This is a genomic window from Streptomyces prunicolor (genome assembly GCF_045162825.1).
Classification (GTDB): domain Bacteria; phylum Actinomycetota; class Actinomycetes; order Streptomycetales; family Streptomycetaceae; genus Streptomyces; species Streptomyces prunicolor.
Genome location: NZ_CP108676.1, coordinates 7046550 through 7065581, shown reverse-complemented (window position 1 = coordinate 7065581; position 19032 = coordinate 7046550). Strand labels below are relative to the sequence as shown.

At 67.6% G+C, this 19032-nt stretch carries 19 protein-coding genes; 12 read left to right on the top strand and 7 right to left on the bottom strand.

All coding sequences use genetic code 11. The features are described from left to right. Positions 1–185: 185 nt before the first annotated feature. From OG588_RS32615 to OG588_RS32595, 5 genes are read left to right on the top strand one after another with little or no spacing between them, the layout of a single operon-like run. The gene (locus OG588_RS32615) at positions 186–2063 is read left to right on the top strand and encodes an ABC transporter substrate-binding protein (protein WP_405950384.1); all 1878 of its coding nucleotides are present in this window, start codon (positions 186–188) and stop codon (positions 2061–2063) included. A 38-nt stretch (positions 2064–2101) separates the two neighbouring features. Continuing rightward, on the top strand, positions 2102–3139 hold the full coding sequence (locus OG588_RS32610; protein ID WP_405950383.1) for an ABC transporter permease: 1038 nt from the start codon (positions 2102–2104) through the stop codon (positions 3137–3139). Beyond that, positions 3136–4050, top strand: a complete 915-nt coding sequence (locus OG588_RS32605; protein WP_405950382.1) for an ABC transporter permease — start codon at positions 3136–3138, stop codon at positions 4048–4050. The genes OG588_RS32610 and OG588_RS32605 overlap by 4 nt, the downstream gene beginning before the upstream one ends. Further along, positions 4047–5045, top strand: coding sequence for an ABC transporter ATP-binding protein (locus OG588_RS32600; RefSeq protein WP_405950381.1), 999 nt, complete (start codon positions 4047–4049; stop codon positions 5043–5045). The genes OG588_RS32605 and OG588_RS32600 overlap by 4 nt, the downstream gene beginning before the upstream one ends. Continuing rightward, positions 5042–6046, top strand: a complete 1005-nt coding sequence (locus OG588_RS32595; protein ID WP_405950380.1) for an oligopeptide/dipeptide ABC transporter ATP-binding protein — start codon at positions 5042–5044, stop codon at positions 6044–6046. The genes OG588_RS32600 and OG588_RS32595 overlap by 4 nt, the downstream gene beginning before the upstream one ends. Before the next feature lie 80 nt (positions 6047–6126). On the opposite strand, the gene OG588_RS32590 is transcribed toward OG588_RS32595, so the two are convergent. From OG588_RS32590 to OG588_RS32565, 6 genes are all read right to left on the bottom strand, one after another. After that, the gene (locus OG588_RS32590) at positions 6127–7275 is read right to left on the bottom strand and encodes an ABC transporter ATP-binding protein (protein ID WP_405950379.1); all 1149 of its coding nucleotides are present in this window, start codon (positions 7273–7275) and stop codon (positions 6127–6129) included. Continuing rightward, positions 7268–8329, bottom strand: coding sequence for an ABC transporter ATP-binding protein (locus tag OG588_RS32585; RefSeq protein ID WP_405950378.1), 1062 nt, complete (start codon positions 8327–8329; stop codon positions 7268–7270). The genes OG588_RS32590 and OG588_RS32585 overlap by 8 nt, the downstream gene beginning before the upstream one ends. Before the next feature lie 11 nt (positions 8330–8340). After that, complete coding sequence (locus OG588_RS32580; protein ID WP_405950377.1) at positions 8341–9279, bottom strand: ABC transporter permease; 939 nt, start codon at positions 9277–9279, stop codon at positions 8341–8343. Further along, on the bottom strand, positions 9272–10198 hold the full coding sequence (locus tag OG588_RS32575; protein WP_405950376.1) for an ABC transporter permease: 927 nt from the start codon (positions 10196–10198) through the stop codon (positions 9272–9274). The genes OG588_RS32580 and OG588_RS32575 overlap by 8 nt, the downstream gene beginning before the upstream one ends. A gap of 146 nt (positions 10199–10344) precedes the next feature. Further along, positions 10345–11967 (bottom strand): ABC transporter substrate-binding protein, encoded by a 1623-nt coding sequence (locus OG588_RS32570; RefSeq protein WP_405950375.1) that lies wholly within the window; start codon positions 11965–11967, stop codon positions 10345–10347. Between the two features lie 489 nt (positions 11968–12456). Further along, positions 12457–12639, bottom strand: coding sequence for a hypothetical protein (locus tag OG588_RS32565; protein ID WP_405950374.1), 183 nt, complete (start codon positions 12637–12639; stop codon positions 12457–12459). 23 nt (positions 12640–12662) lie between these two features. Between OG588_RS32565 and OG588_RS32560 the strand changes: the two genes are divergently transcribed. After that, entirely contained in the window at positions 12663–12899 is a 237-nt protein-coding gene (locus OG588_RS32560; protein WP_405950373.1) for a hypothetical protein, read from the top strand. Then, the gene (locus tag OG588_RS32555; protein ID WP_405950372.1) at positions 12896–13102 is read left to right on the top strand and encodes a hypothetical protein; all 207 of its coding nucleotides are present in this window, start codon (positions 12896–12898) and stop codon (positions 13100–13102) included. Before OG588_RS32560 ends, OG588_RS32555 begins: the two co-directional genes overlap by 4 nt. Before the next feature lie 57 nt (positions 13103–13159). Here the strand turns inward: OG588_RS32555 and typA are convergent, their stop codons facing one another. Continuing rightward, on the bottom strand, positions 13160–15067 hold the full coding sequence (typA, locus tag OG588_RS32550) for a translational GTPase TypA (RefSeq protein WP_405950371.1): 1908 nt from the start codon (positions 15065–15067) through the stop codon (positions 13160–13162). 670 nt (positions 15068–15737) lie between these two features. On the opposite strand from typA, the gene OG588_RS32545 reads away from it, so the two are divergent. From OG588_RS32545 to OG588_RS32525, 5 genes are all read left to right on the top strand, one after another. Next, a complete protein-coding gene (locus tag OG588_RS32545; protein ID WP_405950370.1) occupies positions 15738–16211 on the top strand; it encodes a S26 family signal peptidase in 474 nt (157 codons plus the stop codon). 18 nt (positions 16212–16229) lie between these two features. Next, the gene (locus tag OG588_RS32540; RefSeq protein ID WP_405950369.1) at positions 16230–16748 is read left to right on the top strand and encodes a MauE/DoxX family redox-associated membrane protein; all 519 of its coding nucleotides are present in this window, start codon (positions 16230–16232) and stop codon (positions 16746–16748) included. A gap of 174 nt (positions 16749–16922) precedes the next feature. Then, positions 16923–17720, top strand: a complete 798-nt coding sequence (locus OG588_RS32535) for a BTAD domain-containing putative transcriptional regulator (protein WP_405950368.1) — start codon at positions 16923–16925, stop codon at positions 17718–17720. A 124-nt stretch (positions 17721–17844) separates the two neighbouring features. Further along, positions 17845–18414 (top strand): TlpA family protein disulfide reductase, encoded by a 570-nt coding sequence (locus tag OG588_RS32530; RefSeq protein ID WP_405950367.1) that lies wholly within the window; start codon positions 17845–17847, stop codon positions 18412–18414. A 52-nt stretch (positions 18415–18466) separates the two neighbouring features. After that, positions 18467–19006: a TlpA family protein disulfide reductase gene (locus tag OG588_RS32525; protein ID WP_405950366.1), complete on the top strand. Its 540-nt coding sequence runs from the start codon at positions 18467–18469 to the stop codon at positions 19004–19006. Positions 19007–19032: the final 26 nt, after the last annotated feature.

Here is a 19032-nt window from a genome sequence, read left to right as displayed (position 1 = left end):
CCCGGCCGCGTCAGGGCCCCACCAGGCACGCTTCAGTGGTTTGGACCAATAAACCTCCGATCGGTCCGTCAACTCCCTGTTTCCGCAGGCCACATGGGCTTTCATGCGCCGTTGACGGGCGCCGACCGCCGCTGATAGACACACTCTTCAACCCAGCCCGGCGTCACCAGCGCGAGGTCAGGACCATGAGCACTCAGGACCGGAACGGCACAGAGCACTCAAGCCCGAGAAGACCGCGGCCCCCCATACACCGACTGGTAGCCGGAGCTGCGGGCGCCCTGGCGCTCACGGCGGCGCTCGCCACCCCCCTCAATCCGGCACCGCAGCAGGCCGAGGCCAAGGCGGACAAGAGCGACAAGGTCCTCACCGTCGCCGTCGCGCAGAGCATGGACTCCTTGAGCCCCTTCCTGGCGGTCCGTCTGGTCAGCACGAGCATCGGCCGGCTGATGTACGACTACCTCACCAACTACGACCCCAAGGACAACCACATCGTCCCGGGTCTGGCCACCAAGTGGTCGTCGTCGGCGGACAAGCTGACCTGGACGTACACGATCCGCTCGAACTCGAAGTGGTCCGACGGACAGCAGGCCACCGCCGACGACGCGGCGTGGACGTTCAACAAGATGATGACCGACCCGGGCGCCGCCACCGCCAACGGCAGCTTCGTCACCAACTTCGAGAAGGTCACCGCCCCGAGCCCTACCCAGCTGGTCATCAAGCTGAAGAAGCCGCAGGCGACGATGACCGCGCTCGACGTGCCGATCGTGCCGCAGCACGTCTGGGAGAAGGCCGGCGACCTCTCCAAGTTCAACAACGACAAGAGCTTCCCGATCGTCGGCAACGGCCCCTTCGTCCTCACCGACTACAAGCCGGACAGCTACGTCCGCCTCAAGGCCAACAAGACCTTCTGGCGCGGGACGCCGAAGTTCGACGAGCTGGTCTTCCGCTACTACAAGGACCAGGACGCGGCCGTCGCCGCACTGCGCAAGGGTGAGGTCTCCTTCGTCGCCGGCTCCCCCTCCCTGACCCCCGCTCAGGCCGCCTCCCTCAAGGGCGAGCAGAACATCAAGGTCAACGACGCCCCCGGCCGCCGCTTCTACGCCCTCGCCACCAACCCCGGCGCCCAGGCCAAGGACGGCAAGCACTTCGGCGACGGCGACCCCTCCCTCCTCGACGAGCAGGTGCGGCACGCCCTGTTCATGGCGGTCGACCGCACGACCCTCATCGACAAGGTGTTCCAGGGCCACGCCGTCGAGGGCCAGGGCTACATCCCGCCACGCTTCTCCACGTACTTCTGGAAACCGTCGGCGAGCCAGGAACTCTCCTACGACCCGGCGAAGGCGGCCCAACTCCTCGACCGGGCGGGCTACAAGAAGAACGGCGACGGCAAACGCGTCGGCAAGGACGGCAAGCCGATCACCTACCGCCTGCTGTGCCACGCCACCGACCCCAACGACAAGGCGGTCGGCCAGTACCTCAAGGAGTGGTGGGGCAAGCTCGGCATCGGCGTGAGCCTCGACTGCCTCGACAACGTCACCGACCCCTGGCTCGCGGGCAAGTACGACCTCGCCTTCGACGGCTGGTCCGTCAACCCCGACCCGGACTTCGTCCTGTCCATCCACACCTGCGGGGCACTTCCGGCGACGCCCAAGGACATCGGCGCGACCGACAACTTCATCTGCGACAAGACGTACGACAAGCTCTACGCCCAGCAGTTGGCCGAGTACGACCCGGCCAAGCGCGCGGACATCGTCAAGCAGATGGAGTCCCGGCTCTACGACCTCGGGTACATGAACGTCATGGCGTACCCGAACTCCGTCGAGGCCTACCGCACCGACCAGATCAAGTCCATCGAGACGATGCCGAGCACCGCGGGGAACATCTACGGCCAGGACGGCTACTGGAGTTGGTGGTCCGCGGTACCGGCCGCCTCCGACGGATCGTCGTCCGGCGGGCTCTCCGGTGGTGCGATCGCCGGGATCATCGTCGGGGGTGTGGTCGTCGTCGGTGCGCTGGTCCTGTTCGGGCTGCGGCGCCGGGCGACGGCCGAGGACCGGGAGTAGCCGATGCGCCTCAACAGCGGTATGCGGGACGGCCGTTGATGGCAACTGACGCCACATCAGTACGGGTGGAGGAGACGGCCGGACCGGGAGCGGGCACCCGGTCCGGGTATGTCCGGTACGTGGCGGGCAAGTTGGGCGGTGCCGCCGTCTCGTTGCTCGCCGTGCTGGTCACCGGCTTCTTCCTGTTCCGGCTGATCCCGGGCGACCCGGTCAAGACGATGACCGGTGGCCGCCCGATCTCGGCCGGGCAACTCGCCGAGTACCGCCGCGAGTTCGGGCTCGACCTGCCGCTGTGGGAGCAGTTCACGGACTACTGCGGCAAAGCGCTCACCGGTGACCTCGGGACGTCGTACCAGTTCAAGGCGCCCGTCATCGACCGGATCACCGAGGCGCTGCCGAACACCCTGCTGCTCACCGGCACGGCCTTCGTGCTGTACACCGCGCTCGGCATGTTCCTCGGCACGCGCTCGGCGTGGCGGCACGGCAGTCTCTCGGACCGGCTCAACACCGGTCTGGCGCTGACCCTTTACTCCGTCCCCTCGTTCTGGCTGGGCCTGCTGCTGATCATCGTGTTCTCGGTGGGCGTGGGCCCGATCCCCGGGCTCTTCCCGACCGGCGGCATGGAGTCGGGCGGCAAGGAGGGGATCGCGTACGTGCTGGATGTCGCCCACCATCTCGTCCTGCCGGTGGTCACGTTGGTGGCGGTCGAGTACGGGCAGACGCTGCTGGTCACCCGCTCCGCGCTGCTCGACGAGATGGGCAGCGACTATCTGACGACCGCGCGGGCCAAGGGACTTCGGGACGACCTGGTCCGGCGCCGGCACGCGGTACCGAACGCGCTGCTGCCCACCGTCACCCTCGTCTTCGTCAACCTCGGCCGTACGGTCGCGGGAGTGATCCTGGTGGAGACGGTCTTCTCCTGGCCCGGCCTGGGCGGCCTGTTCTACCAGGCCCTCAGCGTCCCCGATCTGCCCCTGGTCCAGGGCCTGTTCCTCTTCTTCGCGTCGGCGGTGATCGTCATGAACACACTGGCGGACCTGGTCTATCCGCTGCTCGACCCCCGGGTGGGCCGATGACCACTCCCCCCGTCGTACAGGCCGGCCCGCGCGCGCTCGCTTGGCAGCGCCGCCGCCGGTCCGCCGTACGGTTCTGGACGCGGTACCGCACCCACCGCGCCGGTCTCGTCGGCCTGGCCGCGCTCGCCCTGTTCGCGCTGATCGCCCTCACCGCACCGCTCACGGTCGGCTCCGACGTGTCGAGCGTGACCGACGCGCCGGGCGGTCCGCTGGAGAGCCCGAGCACCCAATTCCCGCTGGGCACCGACCAGTTCGGCCGCAACCTGCTGGGTCTGGTGGTATGGGGGTCACGGGTATCGCTGCTCGTCGGGCTCCTCGCGGCGGTGCTGTCGGTGGCGATCGGCGCGGTAGTGGGGATCACCGCCGGGCACTTCCGGGGCGCGTACGGGACCGTGCTGATGCGGATCACCGACTGGTTCCTGGTCATGCCGACGCTGGTGCTGGCGATCGCGCTGGCCACCGTCATGTCCCGCTCTCTCGGGACGGTGATCCTGGCGATCGGCGTGACCACCTGGCCGACCACGGCCCGGCTGGTGCGGGCGCAGACCCTGGCGGTGGAGTCACGGCCGTACATCGAACGGGCACGGGCGCTCGGCGGCGGCCACTGGCACGTCATGTCCCGGCACGTCCTGCCCAACGTGATGCCCCTGATCCTGGCCCAGACGACCCTGATGGTCTCGACCTCCATCCTCACCGAGGCGACCCTCGCCTTCCTGGGGCTCGGGGATCCTACGGTGGTGTCGTGGGGCGGGCTGCTCCAGGACGCCCGGGAGGCGGGTGCGGTGAGTGCGGGCGACTGGTGGTATCTGATCCCGCCCGGCATCGCGATCGCGGCGGTCGCGCTGGCGTTCACGCTGTGCGGGCGCGCGGTGGAATCGGTCCTCAACCCCCGGCTGGGGGTGGCGGGTTGACCCTCCTTGAGGTCCGGAACCTGCACGTGACGTACCCGGGCGGTGTCGACGCGGTACGGGGCGTCGACCTGTCCCTGACGGCCGGTCAGAAAGTGGGCGTGGCAGGCGAGTCGGGCTGCGGCAAGTCGACCCTTGCCCTCGCGCTGCTACGACTGCTGCCGCCGGGGACGCGAGTCGGCGGGGAGATCCTGCTGAACGGGGAGGACGTACTGACGATGCGGTGGGGGCGGGTGCGGGCGGTCCGCTGGGCCGGTGCCTCGATCGTCTTCCAGGGCGCCATGCACTCCCTCAACCCCGTGCACCGCATCGGCGACCAGATCGCGGAACCGGTGCTGCTGCACCAAGGGGCGACGGCGGCACAGGCCCGCAAGCGGACCGGGGAACTCCTGGAACAGGCCGGGCTGCCGGCGTCCCGGGCGACCGCGTACCCGCACGAACTCTCCGGCGGCCAACGCCAACGCGTCATGATCGCCATGGCCCTGGCCTGCGCCCCGCAACTGATCATCGCCGACGAGCCGACCACCGCGCTCGACGTGATGATCCAGGCCCAGATCCTGAACCTGCTCGAACGCCTCGTCACGGACCAGGACTTGGGCCTGCTCATGATCAGCCACGACCTGGCGGTCCTCGCGGACCTCTGCGACCGCCTGGTGGTCATGTACGCGGGCCGAGTGATCGAGGAGGGTCCCGCGCGCGAGGTCTACGCGAACGCCCTCCACCCGTACGCCAAGGCCCTGTCGGCCTCCTTCCCGCACATCGGCGACCCGACCTCCCGCTTCGCCCCACGCGGCCTCCCCGGTGACCCGCCCGATCCCACGGAACTGCCCTCCGGCTGCGCCTTCCACCCGCGCTGCGCGGAGGCGTTGGACGCATGCGCGACGGACGACCAGCTTCTGCGGGAGGCCGGTCAGGGGCGGAGGGCGGCTTGTGTGCATGTGCGGGAGCTGACCGCCGATGTGCCGGAACGGGCCGTGGACACGGGGAGTACGCCATGACGACGACACCACCGGCGCCCCTCCTCAGCGCGCAGGGGCTGCATGTCGCCTTCCCCGCCCGGCACGGCGGTGCGCCCGCCCGGGCCGTGGACGGTGTCGACCTCGACATCCGGCCGGGTGAGGTCGTGGCGCTCGTCGGTGAATCGGGGTGTGGGAAGACGACGTTGGCGCGGTCGCTGCTCGGTCTGGTGGCGCCGACGGAGGGGCGGGTGACGTTCGACGGAGAGCCTCTGAAGTACTCCTCCCGCGCTCTGAAGGCCTACCGCAGACGGGTCCAGCTCGTCCTCCAGGACCCGAGCGGGTCACTCAACCCGCGGCACACGGTCTACGACGCGGTGGCCGAGGGGCTGCGCATCCACGGGGGCGCCGGTGACGAACGGACGGCCGTGGCGCAGGCGTTGTCGCGGGCCGGGCTCCGGCCGCCCGAGCGGTTCTTCCTGCGGTATCCGCACGAGCTGTCCGGTGGGCAGCGGCAGCGTGTCGTGATCGCCGGTGCGCTGGTCCTGGAACCCGAACTCCTCGTCGCCGACGAGCCGGTGGCCTCCCTGGACGCCTCCGTACGCGGCGAGATCCTCGCCCTGCTGCTCCGGCTGCGCACCGAACTCGGCCTGGCCGCGCTGGTGGTGACCCATGACCTGGGGCTGGCGTGGAACATCGCCGACCGGGTCGCGGTGATGTACCTGGGCCGGATCGTGGAGACGGGGGACGCGGAGAAAGTACTGACGGCGCCCCGACATCCGTACACCCAGGCCCTGTTGTCGGTTCTGCCCGAGGCACCCGGCGATCCCGTCGTCCTCTCCGGCGAGCCCCCGGACCCGTCCCGTATCCCGACGGGCTGCCGGTTCCGGGCGCGCTGCCAGATCCTGGCGAGCGGCGAGGCGGAGCGGGCGGGTGTCGCGCATCGGTGCCGGACCGAGGACCTGGAGGTGCTGGGCGGCGGCGGGGAGGCGCAGGTGGCCTGTCATTGGGCGCGGGCGTCGGAGCCGGACCCCGCGATCTGAGCAACACCCCTGTCCCGGAACGCCGATTCCCGGCACCGTAGGGCGGTGCCGGGAACCAGTGGCCGTACTCGTACTACGGGTCAGGCCGCGTGCACCACGTCCTTGACCTCGGCGAAGTGGCACGCCGACTCGTGGGCCGCCGGGGTGTCGGAGCCCTTGAAGCGCTCCGGGATCGCGAGCAGCGGCTCCTCCACGGCGCACTTGTCCTGAGCCTTCCAGCACCGGGTGCGGAAGCGGCAGCCGGACGGCGGGTTGGCCGGGGAGGGCACGTCACCGGTGAGGATGATCCGGTCACGGTGGTCGCGGGCCTCCGGGTCCGGCACGGGGACCGCCGACAGCAGCGCCTGGGTGTAGGGGTGTGTCGGGTACTCGTAGATCTGCTCGTCGGTGCCGACCTCGGCCATCTTGCCGAGGTACATCACGCCCACGCGGTCCGAGATGTGCCGGACGATGGACAGGTCGTGCGCGATGAAGATGTAGGAGAGGTTGAACTCGTCCTGCAGTCGCGCCATCAGGTTGATGACCTGTGCCTGCACCGACACGTCGAGCGCGGAGACCGGCTCGTCGCAGATGATGATCTCGGGGTTGAGCGCGAGGCCGCGGGCGATGCCGATGCGCTGGCGCTGACCGCCCGAGAACTGGTGCGGGTAGCGGTTGATGTACTCCGGGTTGAGGCCCACGACGTCCAGGAGGTCCCGCACCTTCTGGCGACGGTCCCCTTTCGGCGCCACCTCGGGGTGGATGTCGAAGGGCTCACCGATGATGTCGCCCACCGTCATACGGGGGTTGAGCGAGGTGTACGGGTCCTGGAAGATCATCTGGATGTTCCGGCGGACGGCCTTGAGGGCCCTTCCGGACAGCCGGGTGATGTCCTGGCCCTTGTAGAAGACCTCGCCGGCCGTCGCCGTCTCCAGGCTCATCAGGAGCTTGGCGACCGTCGACTTGCCGCAGCCGGACTCGCCCACGATGCCCAGGGTCTCGCCCTGGTGCAGGTCGAAGGAGATGCCGTCGACGGCTTTCACCGCGCCGATCTGGCGTTTTATCACGATCCCCTGGGTCAGGGGGAAGTGTTTGACGAGGTTGCGCACCTGGAGGATCGGCTCGCCGCGCTCGACGTTCGCGTCGAGGGCCGCGACGGCCTCCTCCTCCGAGTGCACCTCGGCCACCTCCACGTCGGAGACGTTCGGCGTCGCGTCCTTGGGCTCGTCGGCCTTGGTCGGGTCAGCCATGGATCGTCTCCTTCCAGAAGTGGCACGCGCTGGCGCGGCCGGGCAGTTCCGTTCCGTCCGCCTCGGTCACCGGGACCAGTGGCGGGAACTCCGTACGGCAGATGTCCTGCGCCCTGTCGCAACGCGGGTTGAAGGCACAACCAGCCGGTACCTTCAGCAGGTTGGGCGGCAGGCCCTTGATCGCGTAGAGCTCCTGGCCCTTCTGGTCCAGGCGCGGGATCGAGTCCAGCAGACCCCGGGTGTAGGGGTGCGCCGGGCGCTTGTACAGCTCGTGCACCGGTGCCGTCTCCACGATGCGGCCGGCGTACATCACCGCGATCTTGTCGGCGACGTCCGCGACCACGCCGAGGTCATGGGTGATGAGGATGAGCCCCATCCGGTACTCGCGCTGCAACTCCGCGAGCAGGTCCATGACCTGGGCCTGGACGGTCACGTCGAGGGCCGTGGTGGGCTCGTCGGCGATGATCAGGTCCGGCTCCAGGGCCAGCGCCATGGCGATCATGATGCGCTGGCGCATACCACCGGAGAACTGGTGCGGGTAGTCGTTCACCCGCGCCGCGGCGGCCGGGATCTTCACCCGGTCCATCAGCTCGATGGACTTGGCCTTGGCCGCCTTGCGGGACATGCCCTGGTGCACCCGGAACATCTCGCCCAGCTGGAACCCCACGCTGAGCACGGGGTTGAGCGAGGAGAGCGCGTCCTGGAAGATCATCGCGATCCGGGCGCCGCGCAGCTTGCGCCGCTCCTCGGCTCCCATGGTCAGCATGTCCTTGCCGTAGAAACGGATCTCCCCCTGCGGGATCCGGGCCGGCGGCATGTCGAGGATGCCCATGATCGCCTGCGCGGTCACTGACTTGCCGGAGCCGGACTCGCCGAGCACGGCGAGCGTCTCTCCGGAGTTCACGGTGTAGTTGACGCCGTTGACGGCCTTGACCACACCCTCGCGGGTCTGGAACTCGACGTGCAGATCGCGCACTTCGAGCAGGGGACCGGTGTTCTCGTGGTCGCCGGGGCGCTGGGCCGGAACGGCGTCCGTCGGGTCGATGATGGTCACGTACGCCTCCCTCAGCGCATCTTGGGATCGAAGGCGTCGCGAACCACGTCGCCGAGCATGATGAAGGCCAGGACCGTGATGCTCAGGGCGCCGGCCGGGAACATCAGCGCGTGCGGCGAGGTCAGGAACCTGTCCTGGGCGTCACTGATCATCACGCCCCAGGAGATGTTGGGGTACTGGATGCCGATGCCCAGGTAGGACAGGGCGGCCTCGGCGCTGATGTACACACCGAGGTTCATGGTGGTGATGACGATGACGGGGGCGAGCGTGTTCGGCAGGATGTGCCGGAACGCTATTCGCCACGATCCCGCGCCCAGTGCCCGCGCGGCCGTCACGTAGTCGTTGTACTTGTTCGAGATGACCTCGCCGCGCATGATCCGGAAGACCTGCGGCCAGCCGAGGAGCGCCATGATGAGCGACACCGACCACACGTCGCCGCCGCCCCAGATGGACATGATCAGCAGGGCGCCGATGATGAGCGGCAGACCCGCGAACACCTCGGTGATGCGGGACAGCAGCGCGTCTGCCCAGCCGCCGATGAGACCGGCGAGCATGCCCACGAGGCCGCCGATCAGCGTGGTGGCGGTGGTGGTCACGACACCGACGACGATCGAGTTGCGGGTGCCGTAGACGGTCCGCGTGTAGATGTCGCAGCCCTGCACGTCGTAGCCGAAGAGGTGCCCGGACGAGGGCCCGGTCATGGAGTTCTGCAGCTGGCAGAAGCCGTCGGAGAACGGGGAGCGCGCCGTGAACAGACCGGGTGCGATCGCCAGCGCGAGCAGGACCAGGATGATCAACGAGGTCACGATGAACATGGGCCGCTTGCGCAGATCCGCCCAGCCGTCCCGCAGCAGGCTCGCCTGCCGCGCCGCCGCCTTCTCCTCCGCCTCGATCTCCTTGGCGATGGCGGCCTCGTCGGTGGTGGGCCTTTCTATCGTCTTCTCACTCATAGCGGATCCTCGGGTCAAGCACGGCGTAGAGCAGGTCTACGAGGAGGTTGGCGACCAGGTAGATCAGCACGAGAAGGGTCACCAGGCCGACGACGACGGGCCGCTCCCGCAGGGAGACGGACTGGGCCAGCTGACCACCGATACCTGGCATGTTGAACACGCGCTCGGTGATGATGGCGCCGCCCATGAGCGCGCCCAGGTCGAAGCCCAGGAAGGTGACGACCGGGATCAGCGAGTTGCGCATCGCGTGCACGCCGATGACCCGCCGCGTCGGAAGGCCCTTGGCGATCGCCGTACGGACGTAGTCGGCACGGACCGACTCCCCCATGCTCGTCCGGACGAGTCGGGCGATGTACGCCATCGACGTCGAGGCGAGTACGACGGCCGGGAGGATGTAGCTCTGCGGCCAGCCGTGCTGGATGCCGGCGACCGGCGTGATCTTGAGGTTCACACCGAACTCCAGCTGCAGCACGGAGCCGAGCACGAAGACCGGGATCGAGATCAGGACCAGCGTCGAGATGAGTACGACGTTGTCGATGAACTTGCCCTTTTTCAGGGCGGAGAAGATGCCCGCGACGACGCCGATGACGGCCTCGATGGCGAACGACGTCAGCCCCAGCTTCAGCGTGACGGGGAATCGCTCGGAGACGATGTCCGAGATGGAACGCCCGTTGTACGTCTCACCGAGGTCACCGGTGAAGACGCCGCTGATGTAGTGCCAGTACTGCTGGTACAGCGGCTCGTTGAGGTGGTAGTGCGCGCGGAGGATCGCCGCGATGTTGGGGTCGGCGCGTTTGTCGCCGGCCAGTGCCTGGATCGGATCGCCGGGCAGAGCGAAGACCAGGCAGAAGATGATGAACGTGACGCCGAAGACCACAGGGATCACCTGTAGGAGACGGCGGGCGACGTATCGGCCCATGGGTGCTCCAGAGGGGGGTGCTCGACCCGACCGCGGCCGGGGGGAGGGCACGGTCGGACGGGAGACGGCAGCAGAGGTGAGCAGGGGAAGGCTATTCCTCCCCCTGCTCACCCCGTACTGCTGTGTCAGAACTGCTCAGAACCGGTTCAGCTGAGCTTGACCGTGTCCCACAGGATCTGGTGACCGGCGACCTTCATCGACTTGATCTTGTCGCTGAAGCCCGCGTTCATCGTGTAGAAGTACACCGGGATGTACGGCAGGTCCTTGAGCGCGACGTCGTCGGCAGCCTGGTACTTCTTGACGGCTTCCTCGTGCGTCGCGGCCTGGTCGCCCTGGACGAGCAGCTTCTCGAACTCCTCGTTCGTGTAGCCCGAGTAGTTGGAGCCGTTGGCGATGGCTTCCTTCGAGAAGACCGGACGGAGGTAGTCCTCCATGTCCGGGTAGTCCATGCTCCACGCCATACGGAACGCGCCCTGGTACTTCTTGGCGTCCAGGTCGTTCAGGATGGTCTGGAACTGCTCGAACGGCTTGGCCGTCACCTTGATGCCGAGAGCCTGCTGGATCTGGTTCGACACGGCCTCGACCCACTCCTTGTGGCCGCCGTCCGCGTTGTAGCCGATCTCCAGCGTGTTGCCCGGCAGCCCGCCGCTCTTCTTGTAGAGCTCCTTGGCCGCGCTCGGGTTGTACGTGCACGCCTCACCACAGGCGCCCTTGCGGTAGCCGTCGATGATCGGGCTGATGTAGTCGTCCGCGGGGGTACGGGCGCCGAGGAAGATCTTCGACGAGATCGTCTTGCGGTCGATCGACATCGAGATGGCCTTGCGGAGGTCCGCGTTCTGGAAGGCCTTGTTGTACTTGATCGGGAAGCCGATGTAACCGACGGCCGAGTCGGCCTCGTCGATGTAACGGCCGTCCAGGTCCTTGTGGTACGTCGGCAGACCCGAGGTCGGGATCGTCAGCAGGCTGTCGAGGTTGCCGGCGACGAGGTCCTTGTACGCGGTGTCCTGGTTCGAGTAGATCTTGAAGTCGACACCCTTGACCTCGATCTTCGAGGCGTCGGGGTACTTGTCGTACTTGACGGTGTCGATTTCCTGGTTGTGCTTGAACGTACCGCTCATCTTGAACGGGCCGTTGCCGATCGGAGCCTCGCCGAAGCCCTTCGGGTCCTTGAAGAACGCCTTGGGCAGCGGGACGAACGCGGTGAAGGACAGCTGCGAGGGGAAGGCCGAGAACGCGCCGTTCAGAGTGACCTGGAGCGTGCTGTCGTCGACCACCTTCAGACCGGACAGCTTGTCGGTCGTGGGCTTCTTGCCCTCGCCCGGGTTGAGGTCCGCGTAACCCGCGATGTGGCTGAACAGCGGGTTGGTCTGCTGGGCGTTGGTCTGGTTCGCGCCGTAGTTCCACGCGTCGGCGAAGGACTGGGCGGTCACCTTCTCCCCGTTGTGGAAGGTGTAGCCAGACTTCAGCTTGATCGTCCAGACCTTGTTGTCCTTGGACTCGATCGACTCCGCCATGGCGTTGACGACCTTGTTGTCGGCGTCAAGCTTGGTCAGCCCCGTGAAGAGGGCGTTGATGACCTGGCCGCCCTCGGTCTCGTACGTGTTGCTCGGAACCAGGCTGTTCTGCGGTTCGCCGATCTCCACCGAGATGACGCCGTTGCCCTTGCTGCCGCCGGAGCTGTCGTCGTCACCGCCGCCGCCACAGGCCGTTGCGCCCAGCGCCACAACCGCGGCTATCGCAACCCACTTGGCGCTCTTGGCACCACGCATGGGGGCTCCTCCTCATGAGTCCAATGGTTCATCACCTGGGAGAGCGCATGACACATCACCGTCACCGGTGCCTGAAATGGTCAAGTGCTCCCCGCGCTCGATGAGTCGCCGCCAACAGCGAGTGACCCGTGATCCGAGCTCTACGCGCCTAACTATCTGCCATGACGGGTGACCGAGCCACATTCGCAAGGTCTCGGTTCGATCACACCTGACGCGTACATCTTCCAAAATCCGGACAAAGGGTTTGGTGAGAGATCCCTGCGAAACGGACTTGTTACACACCTATCGGGCCTGAATGTCCGCATGCCGAACGCCGGGCCGGTGAAAATCCAGTTGCGGTTCCGCGAACGTTGTGTAGTCAACATGTCCGCACGCCAGGAGCGTTCGACCGGCGGCTGAAGGACATGGACAGGATCTCGCCAACGGCAGAGTAGTGCGGACGGACCGACCTGTGCGGATTCTGGGCAAGGACAAGGGTTATCCCTGTATTCAGCCGCCCTCGTGCGGATACCGGTCCGCGAACATCGCGGTCCAGCCGTGCTCTGCCGCCGCCTCGACCAGCGCGTCCGGTTCGGCACGGCTACCGCTCACGTGGAAGGCCAGGTGGTTCAGCCCGGGCCGCGTCCGGTCGTGGGCGGTGTCCGGGCGCAGTGCCGGTGACCGCTCGATCACGAGGTGCGTCTCCGCTCGTGGTGATGACCGGGCACGCCTTCCAAGTCCTCGTCACCGACGAGGAGTTGCGCCTGGCGCTGCGTGCGGTACGGGCCGCCCTCGCGCCCGAGGGGCGGTTCGTCTTCGAGACGCGGAACCCGGCGGCCCACGCCTGGGAGACGTGGACGCCCGACCGGGAGCGCCACCTCACCGCTCAGGATGGCTCTGTCGTACGGGTGTGGCACGAGGGGTCGAGGGTGCGCCGGTCGCGGACCGGGTGACGTTCACCGAGACCTTCGCGGGCGGGTGTCGGCCCCAGCCGCGGGTCAGCCGGACCACCCTGCGGTTCCTGGACGGCGAGGCCCTGACCGGGTTCCTCGCCGGGGCCGGACTGACGGTCGCCGAGCGGTACGGCGACTGGGACCGGAGTCCGCTCACCGCCGCGAGCCCCGAGATCATCACCGTGGCCCGGCCGACGCACTGAGCCCGGGCGCCCCCAAATCGGAGGCGCCCGGGCTCAGTTGGGCTCTACGGGTATGCGTCAGCCGTGCTTGGCGCGGCTCGCGGAGCGACCGCGCTCCTTCTGGTCCAGGACGACCTTGCGGATACGGACGGACTCCGGGGTCACCTCGACGCACTCGTCGTCGCGGCAGAACTCCAGGGACTGCTCCAGGGAGAGCTTGCGCGGCGGGACGATCGCCTCGAAGGAGTCGGCGGCGGCCGAGCGCATGTTGGTGAGCTTCTTCTCCTTGGTGATGTTCACGTCCATGTCGTCGGCGCGCGAGTTCTCGCCGACGATCATGCCCTCGTACACCTCGGTGCCGGGGTCGGTGAACAGCACACCGCGCTCCTGGAGGTTCGTCATCGCGAACGCGGTGACGGCACCGGCGCGGTCGGCGACCAGCGAACCGTTGTTACGGGTCGTCAGTACGCCGAACCACGGCTCGTGGCCCTCGTGGATGGAGTGGGCGATGCCCGTGCCGCGCGTCCCGGTCAGGAACTCGGTACGGAAGCCGATGAGACCGCGGGACGGGACGACGAACTCCAGGCGGACCCAGCCGGAGCCGTGGTTGGACATGTTGTCCATCCGGCCCTTGCGGACGCCCATGAGCTGCGTGACCGCGCCCATGTGCTCCTCGGGCACGTCGATCGTCATGCGCTCGACCGGCTCGTGCACCTTGCCGTCGATGATCTGCGTGACGACCTGAGGCTTGCCGATGGTCAGCTCGAAGCCCTCACGGCGCATCTGCTCCACCAGGATGGCCAGCGCCAGCTCACCGCGGCCCTGCACCTCCCAGGCGTCGGGGCGCTCGGTGTCGAGCACGCGCAGCGAGACGTTACCGATCAGCTCGCGGTCCAGGCGGTCCTTGACCTGACGGGCGGTCACCTTGCGGTCCTTGACGGCCGCCTTCGCGGAGGCGCCCTTGCCGGTGCCGCCGCGGCCGACCAGCGGCGAGGTGTTCGTACCGATGGTCATGGAGATCGCCGGCTCGTCGACCGTGATGAGCGGCAGCGCGATCGGGTTCTCGGGGTCGGCGAGGGTCTCACCGATCATGATGTCCGGGATACCGGCCACCGCGCAGATGTCACCGGGGCCCGCCATCTCGGCCGGCTTGCGGGTGAGCGCCTCGGTCATCAGCAGCTCGGTGATGCGCACGTTGGACATCGTGCCGTCGCGCTTGATCCACGTGACGGTCTGGCCCTTGCGCAGCTCGCCCTGCTCGACGCGGAGCAGCGCGATACGGCCGAGGAAGTTGTCCGCGTCCAGGTTGGTGACGTGCGCCTGGAGGGGGGCGGCCTCGTCGAACTCGGGGGCCGGGACGTGCGACAGGATCGTGGTGAAGAAGGGCTCCAGGCTGTCGCTGTCCTGCGGGACCGTGCCGTTCTCCGGCTTGGTCAGCGAGGCGACACCGTCACGCGCACACGCGTAGACGATCGGGAACTCGATCTGCTCCTCGTCCGCGTCCAGGTCCAGGAACAGGTCGTACGTCTCGTTGACGACCTCGTCGATCCGGGAGTCGGGGCGGTCCGTCTTGTTGATGCACAGGATGACGGGCAGGCGCTGCTGGAGCGCCTTGCGCAGCACGAAGCGGGTCTGGGGCAGCGGGCCCTCGGACGCGTCGACGAGCAGCACCACCGCGTCCACCATCGACAGACCGCGCTCGACCTCGCCACCGAAGTCGGCGTGGCCCGGGGTGTCGATGATGTTGATGGTGATGACGTCGCCGCCATCCTTCGGGTGGTACTTCACGGCCGTGTTCTTGGCCAGGATCGTGATGCCCTTCTCACGCTCCAGATCGTTCGAGTCCATCATTCGGTCGTCGAGCGACTCGGCGGCGTGCGCGGCGAAGGCACCGGCCTGCTTCAGCATGGCGTCGACGAGGGTCGTCTTCCCGTGGTCGACGTGGGCGACGATGGCGACGTTGCGGATGTCGTGGCGCGTGGCCATATTGCGGCGAACTCCCGGAGAGTGAGGAAGGCCTGCGCGTACGTCTGTGTTACGCGGACCCTGCCGGGCTGGACACGCCACGGCCTTACCCCATCGTACGTGGCGTACGGGGAAGGGGCCTCCGCAGGGCATTACGGGCGACTGCGAGACCGGTCACGTACCCGGATCCCGGGCGGCGCCGCGTGAAAGACCGGCAACAGGTCGGCGACAGAGGCCGCTGCTGGAATTGATCTCGCCGGCCCACCGCGGTGCGGTCGGGTCGGCAGACCGTTGGCCCCGGAAAAGTACCGAGGGGCCACGTCCTCAAACGACCTTGGCGTCGAGATCAGGAGGTTCACAGGTGCTAGGACGAGTGGCGGCAAAGATGGCAGCGGTGCTGCTCCCGCAGACGGTCGCAGCGGCTGCCTGCGCACCGGACGAGTGCTACAAGTGCGTCGGTTCCACGCTGTACGCGTGCTCTTACACCCCTCAGTGCAGCTTCTCGTGCACGGCGCAGACCAAGCCGGTGGCCTGCCTCACCGGCCGTCCGCTCGGCTTTTCCCCGTGGTGCTGACGCCGCTCCGGCGAGCGACACCGCTTCGGCGAGCAGCTCCGCTTCGGCGAGCAGCGTGAACGAGGAGTGGCAGCCGGCGTCCGGCTGCCACTCCTGCCGCGACGAGGGAGGCATCCGATGACCTGGTACGTCACAACAACGTTGTGCGGTGCGGCGGCAGTCGGCGTCGCGGGCGCGGTGCTGCTGCGACGCGCCTACGTGGTGATCACCGTCCAGGGCATGAGCATGCATCCGACGTACGCACCGGGAGACCGGGTTCTGGTCCGCCGGGGTGCGGTTCCCCGTCGGGGCGACGAGGTGGTCGTGGAGTCCCCGGACCGGCGGACGCTGCGGTGGCGGACCCTTTCCCCGCTTTCCGAACCCTCCGGTCTCTCCGGTCTCTCCGGTCTCTCCGGTCTCTCCGAGCGGCAGTGGCTGATCAAGCGGGTCGTCGCCGTGTCGGGAGATCCGTGGCCCGCGAGGGGGGCGGCCCGTATCCCCCCGGACCACTTCTTCCTCCTCGGGGACAACGCCGCGTCCAGCTTCGATTCGCGGCAGATCGGACCGTTCGCGACGGACCGCGTCCTGGGCAGAGTATGTCGGCGACTCTGAAAGACGAGACAGATACGCATGGCCATCCTCTACATCCTCAGTAAGTTGTCACTCGCTTCGGCATTCACGTATTCGTTCGCCGCAAAAGTACGGGCCCCGGAGACACTCGTCGGGCAACTGGGTCTGGTGGTGCGGTTTCCCCGGCCCTGGCTGTGGGCCCTCGCGTTGAGCGTGATGGCCGGAGAGCTGATATCCGTGTTGGCTCTGCTCACCACGGACACATTCGGGTTCGTCGCTTCCCTGGTGCTGCTGATTTCCTTCACCGGGTATCTCGCGACGATCATCCACCGGAAGCAGGCCGTCAGTTGCGCCTGCGCCGGAGACTCCGGCACCCCTGTGTCGTCGACCCATATCGTGCGGAATTCTCTCCTGCTGCTGCTCGCCGCCGCCGGTATTCTGCTCAATCCGGTAGGAATCGGCGACAACTGGGTTTATTACGCGATGGCCTTCGGGCCCGCCGTCCTGCTCGGCGTCGGTCTGCTGCACTTCGCCGAGATCGTGCAGTTCTTCACGTTCGACGTCACGGTTAGTCAGTGAATAGCGGCCAGAGAGCACGTATCCGGATGATGGACGCGTGACTGTGTAGATCATCACAGACTTTGCGGCACCCGATCTGGAAGCCGGAGCACCGACCGTAAACACCCGCTCCGGGGCCCCACCGCACCCGCCGAAACCAAACTCGCCCAAAGTGAGAAGGGAAGGCTCCAAGTGATGATCCAGCTCTTGGGCTGCGTGGAACTCTGTACAGCCGCGGGGGAACGAGTTGGCATTCCGGAACGGGCCAGACGGCTCCTCGCCTCGCTGGCCTGGAGCCCGAACACGTTCGTCCCGGACCGGACCCTGGTCCAGCAGGTGTGGGACGACGAGCGGCCCCGGCACCCGCGCGACGCCCTCTACACCCAGGCCGCCCGGCTGCGAAAGGCCATCCGGGACTGCCAGTGCATCGGCACCCGCGCCGACCTGCTCCGACGCCGGGGCGGATACGTGCTGGCGATGGCGAGCGATGTCGTGGACCTGCAACGGTTCCGTGATCTGGCGCGGGCCGGGGTGAACCACGAGCGGGACGGCGATCCGCAGAGCGCTCTGCGGGTGCTCGGGAAGGCGCTGTCCCTCTGGCACGGGGAACCGCTCTCCGACATCCACTCGCCGTGGGCCGACACGGCGCGCCTGACACTGCAGCAGGAGTACCGGGCCGCCGCGCTGCTGGCCGCCGAACTGAGTCTGTGTTGCCGGCGGCCCGAGGAGTGTCTGCCGCAACTCCTGCAGCTGACCTCGCTGCACCCGCTCGACGAGAGCGTCGCCGGAATGCTCATGATCGCGCTGCACCGCAGCGGCCGGCAGGACGAGGCCCTCAACTGCTTCCAGGACATACGCGACCGCATGATCGAGCAGATCGGCGACGAGCCGGGACCCCGGCTGCGCGGGCTCCACCAGATGGTGCTCCGCCGTGACGCGGAACTCACGTCCGCGACGGACACGGCCAGGTTGGAATCGCTCACCGCCCATTGAGGCGGACGCCCACGGCAAGGCCTTCCCCGCCGAAAGGCGGCTGAAAGACCCCCGACAGCCGGGCACGAAAGGCTGAGGGGAATCGGGACGACTCCCCGCCACAGCAATCCTGAAGGAGAGAGCGATGCTGTTCACCATGGTCATTCTGGCGCTCTTCGCGGCCTGCGCGAGCTGCCTGCTTTCCGTAGCCGTGGCGCTGCGGGTGAAGAAGGCGATCGATCCGCTCATCGAGGAGGGGGCGTTCAAGCCGACCCGGCGCCTTCCGGTATCCCTAGGGACCAAGATCTCCACATACGGGGAATTCACCGACATGCGGGGGGAGAAGATCTCCTTCCCGACGGAGTCGGACGGTCCGTGGATTCTCGCCTTCCAGTCGACGTCGTGCTCCGGCTGCAAGTCGCAACTGCCCTTCTACAAGGACTATCTGAGCCAGCTCGACCTTCCCCGCGAGCGCGTGTTCTCGTTCATTTCCGGGGACTCGGCCGGCCTGGGCGAATTCGCCGACGAGATCGGCCAGTTCGCCACCATCGTCCCCGCCGACGACACCGTCGACGTGGGAACCGACCTCGGGGTCACGACCTGGCCGGCCTATCTCGTCGTCGCACCCGACGGTTCGGTGGTGTTCTCCAGCGAGTCCGCCGCGGCACTGCCGGAACTGGACCTGGAGATGGACGAGTCCGCGGCCGTCGCCTGACGACGGATTCCGCGTGTGATCACACCTGAGTGCAGAAAGGAGAGGGAGTCGCATGCTCATCGCGGCCGGTGTTGTGGCACTGCTTCTGGCGGGGGTGGGACTCGCCCTGTCCGTGGTACTCACGTTCCGGGTGAACCGTATGCTCGACCATCAATTCGATACGGCGAAGTGGCGCCCCGAATCGATTCCGAAAGGCACCCTCGTCGGCGACTATCCCAAGCTGGTCGACGTGGACGGGCGGCCCTGGCAGCGGGCCGGCGAGGACGACGAGCCGTGGGTGCTCTCCTTCCTCTCCATGAGTTGCACAGGATGCAAGGAGCAGATGCCGCGGTATCTGAAATTCCTGCGCGACCACAATCTCTCGCGGGAGCAGGCGATCTCCGTGGTGGTCGGCGACGATTCCGACCTGGAGGCGCTGAACACGGAACTGGGTGCCACGAGCCGCATCGTCCGTATCGAGGAGGCCGCGCAGATCGTCGTCGATCTGAAGGTGACGACATGGCCCACGTACGCGATCGTCGCTCCCGATTCCACGGTGGCGTTCGCCACCGGGAGCGTCACCAGGCTGGCACACCGCGGACTCGCGGTCTGAACGGCGCGGGCAGACCGTCATGGGGC